The organism is Arthrobacter sp. ISL-72 (assembly GCF_018613755.1).
Lineage (GTDB): Bacteria > Actinomycetota > Actinomycetes > Actinomycetales > Micrococcaceae > Arthrobacter.
In genome coordinates this window covers 35,999-50,921 of the sequence record NZ_JAGGPP010000035.1, presented here as the reverse complement: position 1 = coordinate 50,921, position 14,923 = coordinate 35,999, and the positions used below count along the sequence as shown (strand labels likewise).

The 14,923-nt window shown below is 65.4% G+C and carries 17 protein-coding genes; 6 read left to right on the top strand and 11 right to left on the bottom strand.

The genetic code is table 11. The features are described from left to right. Positions 1-557: 557 nt before the first annotated feature. Genes rpsN through rpmB form a run of 3 tightly spaced genes read right to left on the bottom strand, consistent with a single transcriptional unit; the run spans position 558 to position 1,272 of the window. Positions 558-863 carry a 30S ribosomal protein S14 gene (gene rpsN / locus J7I92_RS21880; protein WP_214843914.1) on the bottom strand — a complete coding sequence of 102 codons (306 nt, stop codon included), beginning with the start codon at positions 861-863 and terminating at the stop codon, positions 558-560. 5 nt (positions 864-868) lie between these two features. Further along, on the bottom strand, positions 869-1,036 hold the full coding sequence (gene rpmG / locus J7I92_RS21875) for a 50S ribosomal protein L33 (protein ID WP_011693743.1): 168 nt from the start codon (positions 1,034-1,036) through the stop codon (positions 869-871). Continuing rightward, entirely contained in the window at positions 1,036-1,272 is a 237-nt protein-coding gene (gene rpmB, locus J7I92_RS21870) for a 50S ribosomal protein L28 (RefSeq protein ID WP_050687447.1), read from the bottom strand. The genes rpmG and rpmB overlap by 1 nt, the downstream gene beginning before the upstream one ends. A 377-nt stretch (positions 1,273-1,649) precedes the next feature. Here rpmB and J7I92_RS21865 point away from each other — a divergent pair, with 377 nt between their 5' ends. Next, positions 1,650-2,540, top strand: a complete 891-nt coding sequence (locus J7I92_RS21865) for a ferric reductase-like transmembrane domain-containing protein (protein WP_311380459.1) — start codon at positions 1,650-1,652, stop codon at positions 2,538-2,540. Positions 2,541-2,589: 49 nt separating this feature from the next. Here J7I92_RS21865 and J7I92_RS21860 read toward each other — a convergent pair whose 3' ends face one another. After that, positions 2,590-3,351 carry an SGNH/GDSL hydrolase family protein gene (locus tag J7I92_RS21860; RefSeq protein ID WP_214843912.1) on the bottom strand — a complete coding sequence of 254 codons (762 nt, stop codon included), beginning with the start codon at positions 3,349-3,351 and terminating at the stop codon, positions 2,590-2,592. A gap of 66 nt (positions 3,352-3,417) precedes the next feature. Further along, positions 3,418-3,897: a MarR family winged helix-turn-helix transcriptional regulator gene (locus J7I92_RS21855; RefSeq protein ID WP_214843911.1), complete on the bottom strand. Its 480-nt coding sequence runs from the start codon at positions 3,895-3,897 to the stop codon at positions 3,418-3,420. 71 nt (positions 3,898-3,968) lie between these two features. Here J7I92_RS21855 and J7I92_RS21850 point away from each other — a divergent pair, with 71 nt between their 5' ends. Continuing rightward, positions 3,969-4,601: an NADPH-dependent F420 reductase gene (locus J7I92_RS21850; RefSeq protein ID WP_214843910.1), complete on the top strand. Its 633-nt coding sequence runs from the start codon at positions 3,969-3,971 to the stop codon at positions 4,599-4,601. A 17-nt stretch (positions 4,602-4,618) separates the two neighbouring features. Further along, a complete protein-coding gene (locus J7I92_RS21845; RefSeq protein WP_214843909.1) occupies positions 4,619-4,906 on the top strand; it encodes a YciI family protein in 288 nt (95 codons plus the stop codon). Here J7I92_RS21845 and J7I92_RS21840 read toward each other — a convergent pair. From J7I92_RS21840 to J7I92_RS21815, 6 genes are all read right to left on the bottom strand, one after another. Next, entirely contained in the window at positions 4,903-5,754 is an 852-nt protein-coding gene (locus tag J7I92_RS21840) for an SGNH/GDSL hydrolase family protein (protein ID WP_214843908.1), read from the bottom strand. The genes J7I92_RS21845 and J7I92_RS21840 overlap by 4 nt on opposite strands. Before the next feature lie 58 nt (positions 5,755-5,812). After that, a complete protein-coding gene (locus J7I92_RS21835) occupies positions 5,813-6,820 on the bottom strand; it encodes a siderophore-interacting protein (protein WP_214843920.1) in 1,008 nt (335 codons plus the stop codon). Positions 6,821-6,939: 119 nt separating this feature from the next. Beyond that, positions 6,940-7,770 carry an ABC transporter ATP-binding protein gene (locus J7I92_RS21830; RefSeq protein ID WP_214843907.1) on the bottom strand — a complete coding sequence of 277 codons (831 nt, stop codon included), beginning with the start codon at positions 7,768-7,770 and terminating at the stop codon, positions 6,940-6,942. Between the two features lies 1 nt (position 7,771). Further along, on the bottom strand, positions 7,772-8,833 hold the full coding sequence (locus J7I92_RS21825) for an iron chelate uptake ABC transporter family permease subunit (RefSeq protein WP_251040310.1): 1,062 nt from the start codon (positions 8,831-8,833) through the stop codon (positions 7,772-7,774). 89 nt (positions 8,834-8,922) lie between these two features. Next, positions 8,923-10,026 (bottom strand): iron ABC transporter permease, encoded by a 1,104-nt coding sequence (locus tag J7I92_RS21820; RefSeq protein ID WP_214843903.1) that lies wholly within the window; start codon positions 10,024-10,026, stop codon positions 8,923-8,925. 6 nt (positions 10,027-10,032) lie between these two features. Then, complete coding sequence (locus J7I92_RS21815) at positions 10,033-11,154, bottom strand: iron-siderophore ABC transporter substrate-binding protein (protein ID WP_214843901.1); 1,122 nt, start codon at positions 11,152-11,154, stop codon at positions 10,033-10,035. Between the two features lie 241 nt (positions 11,155-11,395). Here J7I92_RS21815 and J7I92_RS21810 point away from each other — a divergent pair, with 241 nt between their 5' ends. The 3 genes from J7I92_RS21810 to J7I92_RS21800 all read left to right on the top strand — a co-directional run bounded on the left by J7I92_RS21810 (position 11,396) and on the right by J7I92_RS21800 (position 14,840). Continuing rightward, positions 11,396-13,345, top strand: coding sequence for an MFS transporter (locus J7I92_RS21810; protein WP_214843899.1), 1,950 nt, complete (start codon positions 11,396-11,398; stop codon positions 13,343-13,345). Continuing rightward, complete coding sequence (locus tag J7I92_RS21805; RefSeq protein ID WP_214843897.1) at positions 13,342-13,908, top strand: TetR/AcrR family transcriptional regulator; 567 nt, start codon at positions 13,342-13,344, stop codon at positions 13,906-13,908. Before J7I92_RS21810 ends, J7I92_RS21805 begins: the two co-directional genes overlap by 4 nt. A gap of 437 nt (positions 13,909-14,345) precedes the next feature. Continuing rightward, entirely contained in the window at positions 14,346-14,840 is a 495-nt protein-coding gene (locus J7I92_RS21800) for an FBP domain-containing protein (protein ID WP_214843895.1), read from the top strand. The last annotated feature ends 83 nt before the right edge of the window (positions 14,841-14,923 follow it).

The window sequence follows — 14,923 nt, the reverse complement described above, 5'->3', positions numbered from 1 at the left end:
CATTACAATAAATTGGTATCAACAAACTTGGCACACTATTGAGTTCTCAAACAACAGACACACCCGGCACCACCACAACCAAACAACGGCCGCGGCTCGCTCCGGAGCAACTTTCCAAACTTACCCGAACCCGGGACACTTAGCAAACCACGTTTCCGCAATCCACACGCTGTCGGGCTCGGCCCCGCCGTTATACAGCACGCCAAGTGGCGAACCATTTTTCAGGCTGTTTAGAAGGGGTTTTGGCCGCCTTCGGTTGCCAGCTTCTCGCCGGCCCCCTCTCGGCGACTTAAAAAACTATACACCCACTTGGCCTCCCCTGCAAACCCACCCCGGGCGGGGTTCCAAACCCCGCCAAGCCGGGCCAAAACGGGCGCCGGAGGCACCTTGGGGAGCGCCGGCGTCGTTCTCGTTTTTGTGGACTGGGTCACGTCAGCAGGCGCACCGCCTTCCGGGGAAAACCGGCAGACAGGGGCAGCCGCCGTTAAACGCAAGAAGGGCCGGCAACCGTAAAGGTTACCGGCCCTTCTTAGACCACTGGAATCAGCAGTGCTGAATTACCAGGAAGACTTGGTGATGCCCGGGAGCTCACCGCGGTGAGCCATGTCGCGGAAGCGAACACGGGAGATACCGAACTTCTGGAAGGTACCGCGGGGACGGCCATCGATGATGTCGCGGTTACGCAGACGTACCGGGGAGGCGTTGCGGGGCAGCTTCTGCAAGCCGAGGCGTGCAGCTTCGCGTGCTTCGTCGGTTGCGTTGGGGTCAACCAGGGTCTTCTTCAGTTCGAGGCGCTTTGCAGCATAGCGCTCGACGATGACTTTACGCTGTTCGTTCTTAGCGATCATTGACTTCTTAGCCATAGTGCTTAGCGCTCCTCTCGGAATTCGACGTGCTTACGGATGCGGGGGTCGTACTTCTTCAGAACCATGCGGTCCGGGTCGTTACGACGGTTCTTGCGCGTGACGTAGGTGTAACCCGTGCCAGCGGTCGACTTGAGCTTGATGATCGGACGTACGTCCTTGTCCTTTGCCACTAGAGCTTCACTCCTCGTGCCAGGATGGCGGCTACGACAACGTCGATGCCACGTACGTCAATGGTCTTGATGCCCTTTGCAGAGACCTGCAGAGTGACATTACGGCGCAGGGAAGGAACCCAGTAGCGCTTCTTCTGGATGTTCGGGTCGAACCGACGCTTGTTGCGGCGGTGCGAGTGCGAAATGCTGTGTCCAAAGCCCGGCTCGGCTCCGGTCACCTGGCAGTGTGCTGCCATGACGACTCTCCTCATGAATAAATGAAACGGTCCGCAGAGTTCCGCGTACCGTGCGGCAGGCAGCGTCCGCATCCAGCTTCACATGCCCGGCGTCAGGCGTGGACAGCTGACGAAAGCCGGCTGTTTCCGCACTGCGGGAGAACATGGTGGGCCACGAGTACCGGGCAGAGGAATCCACTGCGACGTACCGGGATGCTGGGCGAATACAGGAGTGCACGCAACTTGAGCCCCTAACTACCGGCCTTGAGGACTGTCATATAGAGGACAGATCCCGCCAACCGGAGCAATTGCACACGCTCCGCGCCACCTAGCGCCTACCAAGTCTACGAGCTTGACTAATTAAAGGCGAATCGGGTAGCTGCCTTTGCCCTCTGTGGGTGTATAAGCCGACGGCGGGCTGGGCTTCCGTTGCCGCTGCAGTGGCCTTGTGGCTGGCCGACGGCGGCGCGAGAGGATTCTCGACACTCACCGGAGCCTTCACCGCGTTGGGCATCGTGGCGGGACTGGCCGGCATGGACCTTGTCCTTTTGATGCTGCTGCTGGCGGCACGCCTTCCGGTCATTCACCAGACCGTCGGCCACGACCGCGCCCTGGAATTCCACCGGAAGCTCGGAAAACCGTCGCTCTACCTCCTGTTGGCGCACGGAATCCTCATCGCCGTGGGTTATGGCATGGCCGAGGGGCTGGATCCCCTCAGCGAAGCGGTGTCCCTGTGGGTGCTCGTGCCGGACATGTGGCTGGCCTACATTTCCATGGCTCTCTTTATCGCCGTGGTGGTGACGTCGCTGGTCGCTGTCCGCCGGCGCTTTCCGTACGAGTTCTGGTACGCGGTGCACCTGCTGACGTGTGCCGCCGTCGCAACCTCGCTGCCCCACCAGTTCAGCGTGGGCGGCTTGTTCGCCGTAGGGACGTGGCAGCGCTGGTACTGGCTGGCAGTGTGCATCGCAACCGGCGCGCTGAAGGCCGGAACGAAGGTCGCGGTGGCCGGGCCGTACGGCATCTTCAGCAGCGCGGCCCGGACCCGGGGCCGCACTGAACAGGAGCTCCACCTCGGTTCCGAAATCCTGGCACTTGCAAAGAGCCGGGGTGCCACGCTGTTCCACCTGACCGGCGCCTGCTCCGCCCGGTATGACGGCGGACGCGCTGGCGACGGCGATCGTGGCCGGCGGACTGCCCATGTTGGACCGGGCGGCGGACGGATGGGACATCGAGGTACTGGCCGTGCGCCCCGCCGGCGAAATCCTCGCAACGCCTGGCTTTCGCGGTAGGCGCCACGCAAGTTTCGGCGGTAGGCGCCGAGGCGGATTCCGGGGAAAGTCAGATCCGGGTGAGCCGGCTGTACCGCGGCTCGAGGCCGTCGCCCGAGGACCTCCCCGTGACCCGCCGCATCACCCATGGTCCGGCGTGCTCGCGCACCCAGCGGGCATTCGCCCGGATGGCTTCGGCCCGGCTGAGCTCCGGAACGGGGGTCATGGGCGGCACTTCGATGGAGTGATCGTGCTCGAGGACTGTCAGGACCCTTTTCGCCATGTTCGCGTGGCCGGCGGCGGACATGTGCATCCGGTCCTTGGCCCACATGCCCCAGTCGTAGTATTCGCTGAAGCGCCAGTAGTCCACCAGAAGGGCGCCGTGGTCGCCCGCGATGCCCCGGACCAGCTCGTTGTAGATGGCGGTGCGGCCGCGCATCGTGCCGAAGACCTTGGAACCGCGGGCGTCGAAGCCCGTGAACATCACCACTTTGGCGCCGGTAGCACTCAACTTGCGGATGCCGGCGTCGTACTCCTCCAAAAGTCCGTCAATATCGATTTTGGGACGGAAGATGTCGTTGGCCCCCGCATAAATGGTCACCAGAGTCGGTTTAAGTTCGACGGCGGCGTCCACCTGCTCGGCCATGATCTGGCGCAGCTTCCTGCCGCGGATGGCGAGGTTGGCGTAGCCAAAGGAAGGGTCAGCCGCACCGAGCTGCTCAGCCACGCGGTCGGCCCAGCCGCGGACACCATTGGGACGCGCCGGTTCGTCGTCGCCAAGGCCTTCCGTAAACGAATCTCCCAGGGCTACGTAGCGGGCAGCGAAATCCATAGCGCTAGTTTGCCACCCGTTGCCGGGAGCAACAAAAGCCGCGGTTCCGGGCCCGGGGCAGTCCGGTCAGGACTCGCGCAGGATCCAGTGATCAGCGTCCAAACGCCCCACGATTTTCTCGCCGATGCGGGCCAGGTCCGCGACGTCGCGCTCGGACAGGGCATCAAGGAACAGGGAGCGGACGGCTTCCACGTGACCTGGCGCGAGTTCCACGATGGTGGCCATGCCGGCGTCCGTCAGGTGCGCCGTGGTGACACGCGCATCGCGCGGTTGCGGACGGCGTTCCACCCACCCGCGGGTCTGAAGCTTGGTGACCACGTGCGACAACCGCGACAGCGACGCACTGGTCCGGGCGGCGAGTTCGCTCATGGGCAGGAAACGCCCTTCCGCTTCGGAGAGCATGGCGAGTACGTTGTAGTCGAAGAGCGACAATTTGCCCGCGGCGTGCAGCTTGGTGTCCAGCGCTGCCGGCAACAAGGTGTTGATGCTGAGCTGGGCGAGCCAGGCACGGCGTTCGTCGGCGTTGAGCCAGCGCGGTTCAGTCATGGAACCATCCTAGGAGAAAAAATCATTGACGGTTCAAGCCCTGAAGGGGCGCCCCGATCAAAGCAGGCATCATGACTGACATCACGATCATCGGTACGGGCAACATGGGGGCAGCAATCGCCGCCCGGGCTGCCAGTGCCGGCCGCAGCATCCAGATCCTGAGCCGCGACGCCGTGGCCGCGTCCGAACTGGCCTCAAAAACGAACGCGACCACCGGGACCACCGGACAGGAGATAGAGGGCAGCATCGTTGTCCTCGCCACCCATTTCGACGTGTCCAGGGAAATCGCCGGCAGGTACGGGGAGGCCCTCAACGGCAAGACGGTGCTGGACGTCTGCAACCCCGTGAACACGGACACGTTCGACTCCCTGACCGTGCCCGCGGGAAGCTCCGCGGCGGAGGAGATCCAGTCGCTCGTTCCGGGAGCGAACGTGGTCAAAGGCTTCAACACGGTCTTCGCGGCCACACTGGCAGCGGGCGAGGTGGCCGGGGAGACGCTGGACGTCCTACTGGCCGGGGATTCTGCAGCTGCCAAAGCGGCAGTCGCCAGCTTCATCAGCGATTCCGGTCTGCGCGCCCTTGACGTGGGGCCCCTGCGCCGCGCACGGGAGCTTGAATCCTTCATGATCCTCGTCGTGGGGCTCCAGGTCAGCAGCGCCCACCCGGACTACAACTGGAACAGTGCGCTCAAGCTGCTTCCGTGAGCCGGTAGGCTGGCCGCATGTACGTTGTCTCCCTGACCTACAAAGTTCCCGAAGAGATCGTCGATTTCCATCTGAAGGCACACGTTGAGTGGCTGCAGGACGCTTTCGAGCAGGGCATCTTCATTGTGGCGGGCCGGAAGATCCCCCGCACCGGCGCGCTGCTCCTGTCCAACGCGGACCGCGCCAGCCTGGACGCGTCGCTGGTCAAGGACCCGTTTTATACGAACGGCGTGGCGGAGTTCGACGTCGAGGAGTTCCACGCCGGCAGGGTGGCTCCCGGTTTCGAAAACCTCCTGGATAGCTAGCTTTTCTTCCGGGCCCCCTCCGGCGCCTTCTCGACGAGTTTTTTCAGTCCGCCCTTCCGCGGCACTTTCACCGGCTCAGGCCAACGCGGGCTCAATCTGTCCCCCAGCGTGACGCCGCGCAGCTTCCGGCCAAAGAGCGGCAACACCCAGTCGTGCACCCAGCGCCGCTGGCGCTGTTCCCACTCCCGCAGGCTCAGCCTGGCCGGCGGTTCCCACTCCAGCGGGCTGATCTTGTGCGGCACATCCAAATGGTCCAGGACTTGGGCGGCGAGGTATTTGTGCCCTGCCTTGGACATGTGCAGCCGGTCGGAATCCCACAGCCGGCGGTCGTGGAACGCGTCGAATGCCCAGTAATCCACCAGCACCGCGTTGTACCTGGCCGCGATTTCCCGGACGCGGCGATTGTAGGCGGCGTTGCGTTTCTTCAGTGGTTCCAGGACGGCGGACACCTTGACGTCGAAACCGGTGAACAGCACGACGGTAGCTCCCGTCGCGGCGAGCCGGGACACCAGGGTTTCATAATCGGACATGAGTGCGTCCATGTCGGTGCCGAAATCAAGGATGTCGTTGCCGCCGGCATACAGGGTCACGAGTGTCGGTTCCATGGCCAGCGCCGGCTCCAGCTGCTCGTCGATGATGTGGCGAAGCCTTTTGCTCCGGATGGCAAGGTTGGCGTACTCCCAGCCCGGCTCGGCCTTGGCCAGTTTCTCGGACACCCGGTCAGCCCAGCCGCGCACCCCGTTAGGGAGCCGCTTGCTCCGGTCGCCCACGCCCTCGGTGAACGAATCCCCCAAGGCAACAAACCGCCGTCGCCCTTTCCTGTCCGGCAGCAAAGGAAAAGAACCCACCCCGGCACACTAGCCACGCCAAAAAGCCGCCAGGGAACAACAGGGTTAACGGTAGGCGCTAGAGCTCGGCCTTGCCCTGCCGCCAGTAACCCATGAAGGCGACCTGCTTGCGGTCGATCCCGACGTCGCGCACCAGGTACCGGCGCATCTCCTTGATGACTCCCGCTTCGCCGGCGATCCAGGCGTAGAAGGGCATGGCTCCCGCCGGCATGCGGGGGTTTTTCGTGGCGGCGATGGCAGCGGTTTCCATCCTTGCGGGCGTCTCCCAGAGGATTTCCTGGTCCACGTCCACGTCTTCCGGTTCCGGACCGGCTCCGCCGGAGCCGGCCTTGATGCCCACCCAGCCCGGCTCGGGAACGGCGGAGCGGACGGCCTCCTGCAGGAGTTCGCCGTGCGGACGGGAGCGGCCGATCGAGGCACCGCGCGCCAGCCAGGTGATTTCGACGTCGGCATCCGACTTCAGGTCCAGGAAGTCGCCGGCCTCGGGGACCTCAAGGAAGGCGTGGCCGCTCATGTAGGACGGGAGGCTTTCCAGGATGGCGCCGATGGCGGGCACGGCGGTTTCGTCGCCTGCGAGCAGCACGCGCTGGGCGAGACCCGGACGCCATTCGATGCCGGAGTAGATCTCCGCCGTAACACAGTGCGCGGCCCGGTTGTTGGGGCCGATGATGGTGATCGCGTCGCCCGGTTTGGCGGCCTGCGCCCAGTTCGCAGCGGGCCCGCCGTTGCCCTCGGAGTCGAAGTGCATCACAAAATCGACATCGATCTCGGGGTAGACGCCATCCAGCCGCTCCTGCCGGACGGTGTAGGTCCGCATGGAGCCGCGGGTTGCGGGGTCCATGGCCAACCATTCCCGGTACCAGCCGGTCTGCGCCATTTCGAACACCGGGAGTGGCAGCGGCGTGCCGTCCTCGGCCAGGGACGGGATCATCAGCTTCACCCGAAGGTCCAGGGTTCCGCCGTGGACGCCGAAGTCGCGCAGGGAGTAGCCGCCAAAGGTGATGCGGCGGAAGTTGGGACTGAGCTCCTGCACGGCGGAAACAGTCACGTCGAACGCCAGGGTCATGGGTTCGGTGGCCGGCTGGTCCTTAACCGCCGCAGAGGCACCGGTCGGGTTTGCACGGCGTGCGCGTGCCTCGCTGAGGTCTACCGCATTGCTCTCAGTGGAACTGCTGTCTACTGCCGTCATGGGACCAACTCCAGGGTTGTGGTTTCGGCTTTTGGGAAAACAATGTGGTGCCGGCCGAGCGGAATGATCAAGGGCGTGCCGGAAAGGGGATCGGGAAGGACCCGCGAATCGAGGCCAAAGACGTTCCGGACCAGGTCCTCGGTGACGACGTCGGTGGAGGCGCCCTCGGCCACAACCGCGCCGCCCTTCATGGCGATCACGTGGTCCGCGTACCGGGCCGCGAGGTTCAGGTCGTGAAGGACGATGGCCACCGTGGTGCCGCGCTTGCGGTTGAGGTCGGTGATCAGGTCCAGCACTTCCACCTGGTGGGCCAGGTCCAGGTAGGTGGTGGGTTCGTCGAGGAGGAGCACGCCGGTCTCCTGGGCCAGGGCCATGGCGATCCAGACGCGCTGGCGCTGGCCGCCGGACAGTTCGTCCACGTTGCGCGCCGCGAGTTCCAGCGTTTCGGTGGCTTCCAGCGCACGCTGCACGGCGAGGTCGTCACCCGAGGACCAGTTTCGGAAGAAGTTCTGGTGCGGGTACCGGCCCCGGCCCACCAGGTCGCGGACGGTGATGCCGTCAGGTGCGGTGGGGTGCTGGGGCAGGAGGCCCAGGGTCCGGGCAACCTCGCGTGCGGGCCGGGCATGGATGTCCTTGCCGTCCAGGGTGACCGCGCCCGCGGCGGGTTTCAACAGGCGGGACAGTCCGCGGAGCAGGGTGGACTTGCCGCAGGCGTTGGCGCCCACGATCATGGTCACCTTGCCTTCGGGAATTTCCACTTGCAGCCCTTCAACCACCGTGCGCTGGGCATATTTAAGGGTGAGGTCCGCGGCGCGCAGTACAGCCATCTCAGGCATCCTTTCGGTTGGAAGTGACCAGCAGCCACAGCAGGAAGGGGGCGCCCAGCGCACCGGTCACCACGCCTACCGGGAGGACGGTGCCGTCCAGCAGCAGCGGCGCAAGGTTGGCGGCAAAGTAGTCCGCAACCAGCACGATCAGTGCTCCGACGAACGCCGACGCCGGGAGGCTGGCTTTTCCGGTGAACCGCCGGGCGATGGGACCGGCCAGGAAGGCGACGAATGCCACGGGGCCGGCTGCCGCCGTCGCCACCGCCGCGAGTGCAACGGCAACAATCACCACGGCCAGCCGGGTGAAGCTGACCCTGATGCCGAGCCCGGCAGCGGCGTCGTCGCCGAGTTCAAGGATGCGCAGCGGCCCGGCCAGCGCGGCGGTGGCCGGGAGGACGATCAACAGGGCAAGGACGAGCACTCCGGCGCGGTCCCAGCTGGCGGAATTGAGGGAGCCGTTAAGCCACACCAGGGCATCGGCGGCGGTGCGGATGTCCGCCCTGGTCATCAGGAAGCTCACTACTGCGTGGAGTGATGCGGCGATGCCGACACCGGCCAGGATCAGCCGGCTCCCGGCAGCGTTGCCGCGGTTTCCGCCGCCGGACCCCAGCGACCCGCTCCGGGAGATGGCGTAGATCAGGGCGGCGACCGCCAGCGCGCCGGCCAGCGCGGAGCCGGAGACCACGGCCCCGGACGCCCCGAAAACAACGATTGCGGTAACGGCCGCGGCGCTGGCCCCGTAGCTGATGCCGATGACATCAGGGCTGGCCAGCGGATTGCGGAGCATTGTCTGGAAGAGGGCGCCCGCGAGGCCAAACGCGGTGCCGATCATGGTGCCGATCACAGCCCGGGGAAGCTTGTTTTCCATGACGATGAAGCTTGCGCCGGGGATTTTCTGGCCGCCGGTGAGGTGGGCGAACAGGATCTTGAAGAAGTCCGGGACCGTGACGGTGTAGCTGCCCAGGAGGACACTGACGGCGAACAGAACCACAACGGCGAACCCCAGCAGGGCGGTCCGGCTTACTGCGGAAGCCCGAACGGGCAGATAATGCCCGGTTTTCAGGGTTTGGAGGGCATTATCTGCCCGTTCGCGCACCGGGCCGGGGGCGTTGTCCCCGAGCACGCCCCCAAGGTTGGCGAGGTCTGACTTGCTCACAGTCCGGCCCCCTTTCCTCGGCGGACCAGCCACACGAACACCGGTGCACCGACGAGTGCCGTCATGATGCCTGCGGGGACTTCGCCCGGCAGCAGGATTACGCGGCCCACGATGTCCGCGGACAGCAGGAGGACTGGTGCGAGGACGAGGGAAAAGGGCAGGATCCAGCGGTAGTCGGGCCCCGTCAGGAAGCGGACGGCATGCGGAATGACAAGTCCCACGAAGCCGATGGGTCCGGCGAGGGCGGTGGCGGCACCGGCCAGCAGGACGATGCCCAGCGCGGTGACGCCACGGACCAGGCCCACGCGCTGGCCGAGGCCGCGGGCGATGTCGTCGCCCAGGGCCAGGCTGTTGAGGATGCGGCCGGTCACCAGTACGATCCCGGCGCCCAGGATAAGGAACGGCACTCCGGGCAGCACAACCGACCAGTCGCGTCCGTTGATCCCGCCCACCTGCCAGAACCGGAACCGGTCCAGGGTGTCCTGGCTCGAGACCAGGATGACGTTCATCAGGGAGAAGAGCCCGGCGCTGAGGGCCGCACCCGCGAGGGCGAGCTTCACCGGCGTCGCACCGTCCCTGCCCAGCGAGGCGACGAGGTAGACGACGGCGGCAGCGCCCGCCGCGCCGATGAACGCGAACCAGATGTAGCCGTGCAGGGAGGAGATTCCAAAGACGTAAATGCCGGTCACCACGGCCAGCGCGGCTCCGGCGTTGATGCCCATGATGCCGGGATCGGCGAGCGGATTGCGGGCCACGCCCTGCATCGCGGCGCCGGCCAGGCCGAGGGCTCCGCCGGCGAGGAGACCCAGTGCGGTGCGCGGGATGCGTGCGTGGACCACGGCGTGGTCACCGTTCGCGGGATCAAACCGGGTCAGCGCCTGCCACACGGTTTCAAGAGAAAGCTCGCGTGCGCCGACGGACAGCGACACCGCGGAAACAAGGACAAGTACGACGACGGCGGCCAGCAGCCACGCGGCCTGCGGTCCGGAGGCGCGAACGGGCACTTGCGGCCCTTTACCGGCGGCGGCCTCGGCGCCTTGCGGGGCCTTAAGTGTCCGTTCGCGCCGGGAGGCGGCCGCCGTCGTCGTACTCGGTGTCATAGGTGCTTACTTCACTGCATCCGCAGCAGTAGCGAGCTGCGGCAGGAACTTGTCCAGGGACCACGGCAGGCTCAGGGGCGACGACGCCGAGATGGCGAGCGTGAGCGTGTTGTCCGAGTCGGCAACCAGGGCGCCGTTCTTGATGGCCGGGATCTGGCCGAGCAGCGGATCTGCTTTGATGGAATCGGTGGTCTTCGCGTCAGGAACCCAGGTCACGAAGATGTCCGACTCGAGTTCGTTGGCTTTTTCAGCGGACCACCGGATGAAGAATTCCTTGGAGTCCTTCGAGTTGTCCTCCACCACCGGGGCCAGCTTCATGCCGATCTCGGACAGGAAGCGCGGACGGTTGTCAGCTGCCGTGTAGACGTTGACGCCGTCGCTCTTGGCAGGCTCCAGGTTGCCGTAGATAAAGCTCTTGTCGGCCAGCTGCGGGTACTTGGAAACCTTGTCCTTGATGGTGGTTTCGGTGTCCGAGATCAGCTTGGCGGCCTCGGCGTCCTTGCCCAGGGCCTTGCCGATGATGGACGTGGAATCCTGCCAGGAGGTTCCGTAGGCCAGCTCAGGGTGCGCCACCACCGGCGCGATTTCGCTGAGCTTCTTGTAGTCCTCTTCCGTCAGGCCGGAGTAGGCGCCCAGGATGACGTCCGGGTTCAGCTTGGCGATCTCCGTGAAGTTGATGCCGTCCGTCTCGGAGAACTGGACGGGCGCCTTCTCGCTGCCGAAGCCAGCTCCCAGCTCTTCAAGCTTGGCGTCCTTCCACGGCGTGGAGCCCTTGTCGTTGCCACCCCATTCGTTCTTGGGGACACCGACGGGAACAACACCCAGGGCGAGTGCAACGTCGTCGTTGACCCAGGAAACCGTGACCACTCGCTTCGGCTGGGATTCGATGGTGGTCTCGCCGAAGACGTGCTTGATGGTGACGGGGAACTGCGGGCTGGCGGATTCGCTGGCCGCTGCAGTGCCGGTGCCGGATGCCGCCGGGCCGGTGGAGCAGGCGGTGAGTGAGAGGGCTGCTGCGGCCAGAACGGCCGTTGCCTTGCCGGCGGTCTTGAGCAGCAGGCGGCGGGACGGGCCGGCGGCAAGGCCGCTGCGGCCGGCGCCCGGGCCGGAGAAGAGGGGGGAAGTCACGGAACTCCTTAGGTCAATGGTGCGAACCCAAGTAAGGGTAGCCTATCCTTCTGGCTATTAAAGAACGTTTACGTAACGTAATTGTCTCAATGGGCCCTTTGCGGGACTTCCGCGGGTGCAGCGACGTGAGGAGTGACACCGCCAGTTTGTTGGCGGCACGGGGTGAACAGTGGTTCACTTTTAAGAGAGTAAACGCGCGTTCACCCCTTTAGTGGCCGCCTGACCCCCGAAGGTTCCACGCATGTCTTCGTCCCGTAGCAGCTCCAAATCCCCCGGCGCCATCACGGCCGTCCTCGCCCTGAGCGGAACCCTGGTGGCGCTGATGCAGACCCTCGTGGTCCCGCTCCTTCCGGATTTTCCCGGGATCCTTGCCGTGACGGCCGACGACGCCTCGTGGCTTGTCACCGCAACCCTGCTCTCCAGCGCCGTCGCCACCCCGATCGTCTCCCGCAGTGCGGACATGTACGGGAAGCGGAAAATGATGGTGGTCTGCCTGGCAATCATGGTGGCCGGTTCCGTCGTGGCTGCGGTCGGGGGCAGCTTCCTCTGGCTCATCATCGGCCGGGCAATGCAGGGGTTCTCTTCATCCCTGATTCCCGTGGGCATCAGCATCATGCGCGACGAACTGCCCAAGGAGAAGATGGGGTCCGCCGTCGCCCTGATGAGCGCCACGCTGGGCATTGGGAGCGCCCTGGGCCTTCCGCTCGCCGGACTGCTTTATGAAAGCCTTGGCTGGGAATCCATCTTCTGGGTTTCCGCCGCCGCCGGCACCCTGCTGCTCGCCGCCGTCGTCCTTGTGGTCCCTGAATCCAAAGTGCGCACGCCAGGCCGCTTCGATTACCTCGGCGCGCTGGTTCTATCCGCTGCCCTGGCGGCACTGCTCCTGGCCATCTCCAAAGGCGGCTCGTGGGGCTGGGGTTCCGAGCCGGTGCTGCTGCTGTTCCTCGCGGCCGCGATCCTCCTGGCCGCCTGGCTTCCTTACGAACTGAAGGTCAGCCAGCCAATGGTGGACCTTCGCACCTCAGTCCGGCGCCCGGTCCTGCTGACCAACCTTGCCTCCCTTCTGGTGGGTTTCGCCATGTTTGCCAACATGCTCCTCACCACGCAGCAGCTCCAGCTGCCCGCGTCCACCGGCTACGGTTTCCAGCTGAACGTTATTACTGCAGGGCTCTGCATGGTTCCGTCCGGCTTGGCCATGGTAGTGTTTGCCCCTGTTTCTGGCGGCATCATCCGGCGGTTCGGCGGGAAATCGGCGCTGATCGCAGGTGCAGCCGTCATGGTGGCGGGCTACGTAGGCCGCGTGTTCTTCTGGGACTCGATCGCCTCGGTGATCATCGGCTCCACGGTGGTTAGCGTCGGCACGGCAATTGCCTACGCCGCGATGCCCACCCTGATCATGGGTGCCGTCCCCATTACGGAAACAGCTTCGGCCAACGGCCTCAACAGCCTGGTGCGTTCCATTGGAACCTCGACGTCGAGTGCAGCGGTCGCAGCCGTCCTCACTTCCGTGACCATCGCCGTCGGATCCGCGCGGCTGCCTTCGTTCGAGGCGTTCAAAGACGTCTTTTGGATGGCGGCGCTGGCTTCCGCCGCGTCGATGGTGGCTGCGGTGTTCATTCCGCGGGCCGCGGCCGCGAAGGCAATGCTTCCGGCGCAGGCCGCCACCGAACTGGTGGTGCAGGGCCGCGTCCTGACAGCCGACCGCCGCCCCGTGACACCCGCCGTCGTCACTGTCCTGCACACCAGCGGCGAGCCGGTGGACTGGAGCCGGGTGGACAGCGACGGCAACTATTCCGTGGCGCTGCCGGGAGCGGGCAAGTACCTGATGGTGGCTAACGCCGCGGGGTGGGCGCCAATGGCTGAGGTGTTCGATTTCGACGGCCGGACGCTGCAGCAGCACTTCCACCTGCAGGACCGCCTGGAACTTGCCGGGACCGCCACGGTGGCCGGCGCCGCCCTGCCGGACGCCGTGGTCACGCTGCTTCAGGCCTCCGGGGAACATGTCGGCACCACCAGGACGGACTCGCGGGGCCGGTATTCGCTGCCGCTGCCCATGGCGGGCCGCTACATCGTGACCTTGCTGCATCCGGCCACCCACCAGGCTATGGCCCGCAAACTGGCCGTGGACAACCGCTCCGTAACGGCAGACCTGGCGATGGACGCTCCGGCCGGGCAGCTGGTGGACGCATGAGCGCTTCCATCAAGGACGGCATTTCCAGCCGCGACGCCGTCCTGGACTCCGCCGGAAGGCTGTTCGGTGAGCGCGGCTACCGCGGAGTGACCGTCCGCGACATCGCCTCCGACGCCGGGGTTTCCGCAGCGCTGGTGATGAAGCTGTACGGCTCCAAGGAAAAGCTGTTCGCCGCCGCCAAGCCGGACGAATCGTTGCTGTCCGAGCTCGACGTCCCTGCCTCCGAACTCGGCGCGACGCTGGTGTTCCGGGTCCTGATGCGCCGGGAGCGCGGCCTGAAGGAACCGTGGGCCATGCTCCCGTTTGTCATCCAGGACTCCCCCACGCCCGACGCCGCCCGCACGGAAACCCGCGAACGCTACCTGTCCAGCATTGCCGGCCTCATGGGGGACACCACGCCGGAACGGCTTTACGCTTCCACGGTGATTGCGCTGATGGCAGGCTTCGGCGAGGCGGTGCGCACCCTTGGGATGTTCGCTGAGTGGGACTTCGATGAACTGGTGGCCCACTATGGGGCGATCGTCCAGGTACAGATCGACGCCTGCCGGGCCGCCCGCACGTAAGTAGGTCCGCCTCCCGCCCGGGACGCTCTCTCATTTCCTGCACCCTTTTCGCCGACGCTCTCTCACCTCCTGCACGCAATTCCCCCAACGCTCTCTCACCTCACGTATGTGACTGCGTTGCCGAGACGTCCCCGATTTGGGAGGATGGCGAGGCGGGCCACTGGCGCCCAGTCAACAGGCGATTCGGATCGGATCTGCCGGAAACGAGGGGATGAGCATGCTGAAGACCGTTGAGGTCGTCGCAGCCGTGGAAAGTGGGGCGGCCGCTATGGCCTGCTTTGCGTCCGCAGCGACGTCAGCCATCCCGCGCCGGACCTGCCTCTAGCAGTCCCGACGAGCAATGCCCAAGCATGGGCTTCCTTTAGTGTGCGCGGATTCTGCTGACACGGACCGTCATTGCCCCCAAGGGGACCACACGACTTCGAAAGCTCACAGCCATGCAAAGAATTACTGCCCAGCAGATCCGTTCATCCTTCGTAAATGCAAGCCGCTCCGAGGCGGCCAAGCTGACCTTGCCCCGGGACTTCGACACCTTGGACTGGGACAGCCTGGACTTCCTCGGGTGGCGGGACCACAAGATGCCGCTACGCGGCTATATCGTCCTGCCTCGGACCGGAGGTCTCACGGGGATAGTGCTCCGTGCGCCCGAAGGCGGAGCAAAGAAAAGCCGTTCCGTGCTCTGCGAGCTCTGCCGCGACGTGTTTTCGAAAGATGACGTACTGATGTGGGTAGCCAAACGCGCCGGGCAGTCCGGCAGGGACGGCAACACAGTGGGGACGCTGATCTGCGCCGACTTTCTGTGCTGCGGGAACGTCCGCGTGGAGCCACCGGCCAACGAGATCAACCCGGACCCTGCCGCCGTCGTCCTTCGGCAAATCGACGGGCTGATGGCCCGGACCGAACTGTTCCTGGCCCGGGTTCAGGGACCCTAGCGCCAGACGTTCCGGCAGGTCCTGCCGGCCAGGCAACGACGCTCCCTCACATCAAGTGAGGGAGCGTCCGCCGAATCCCTGTA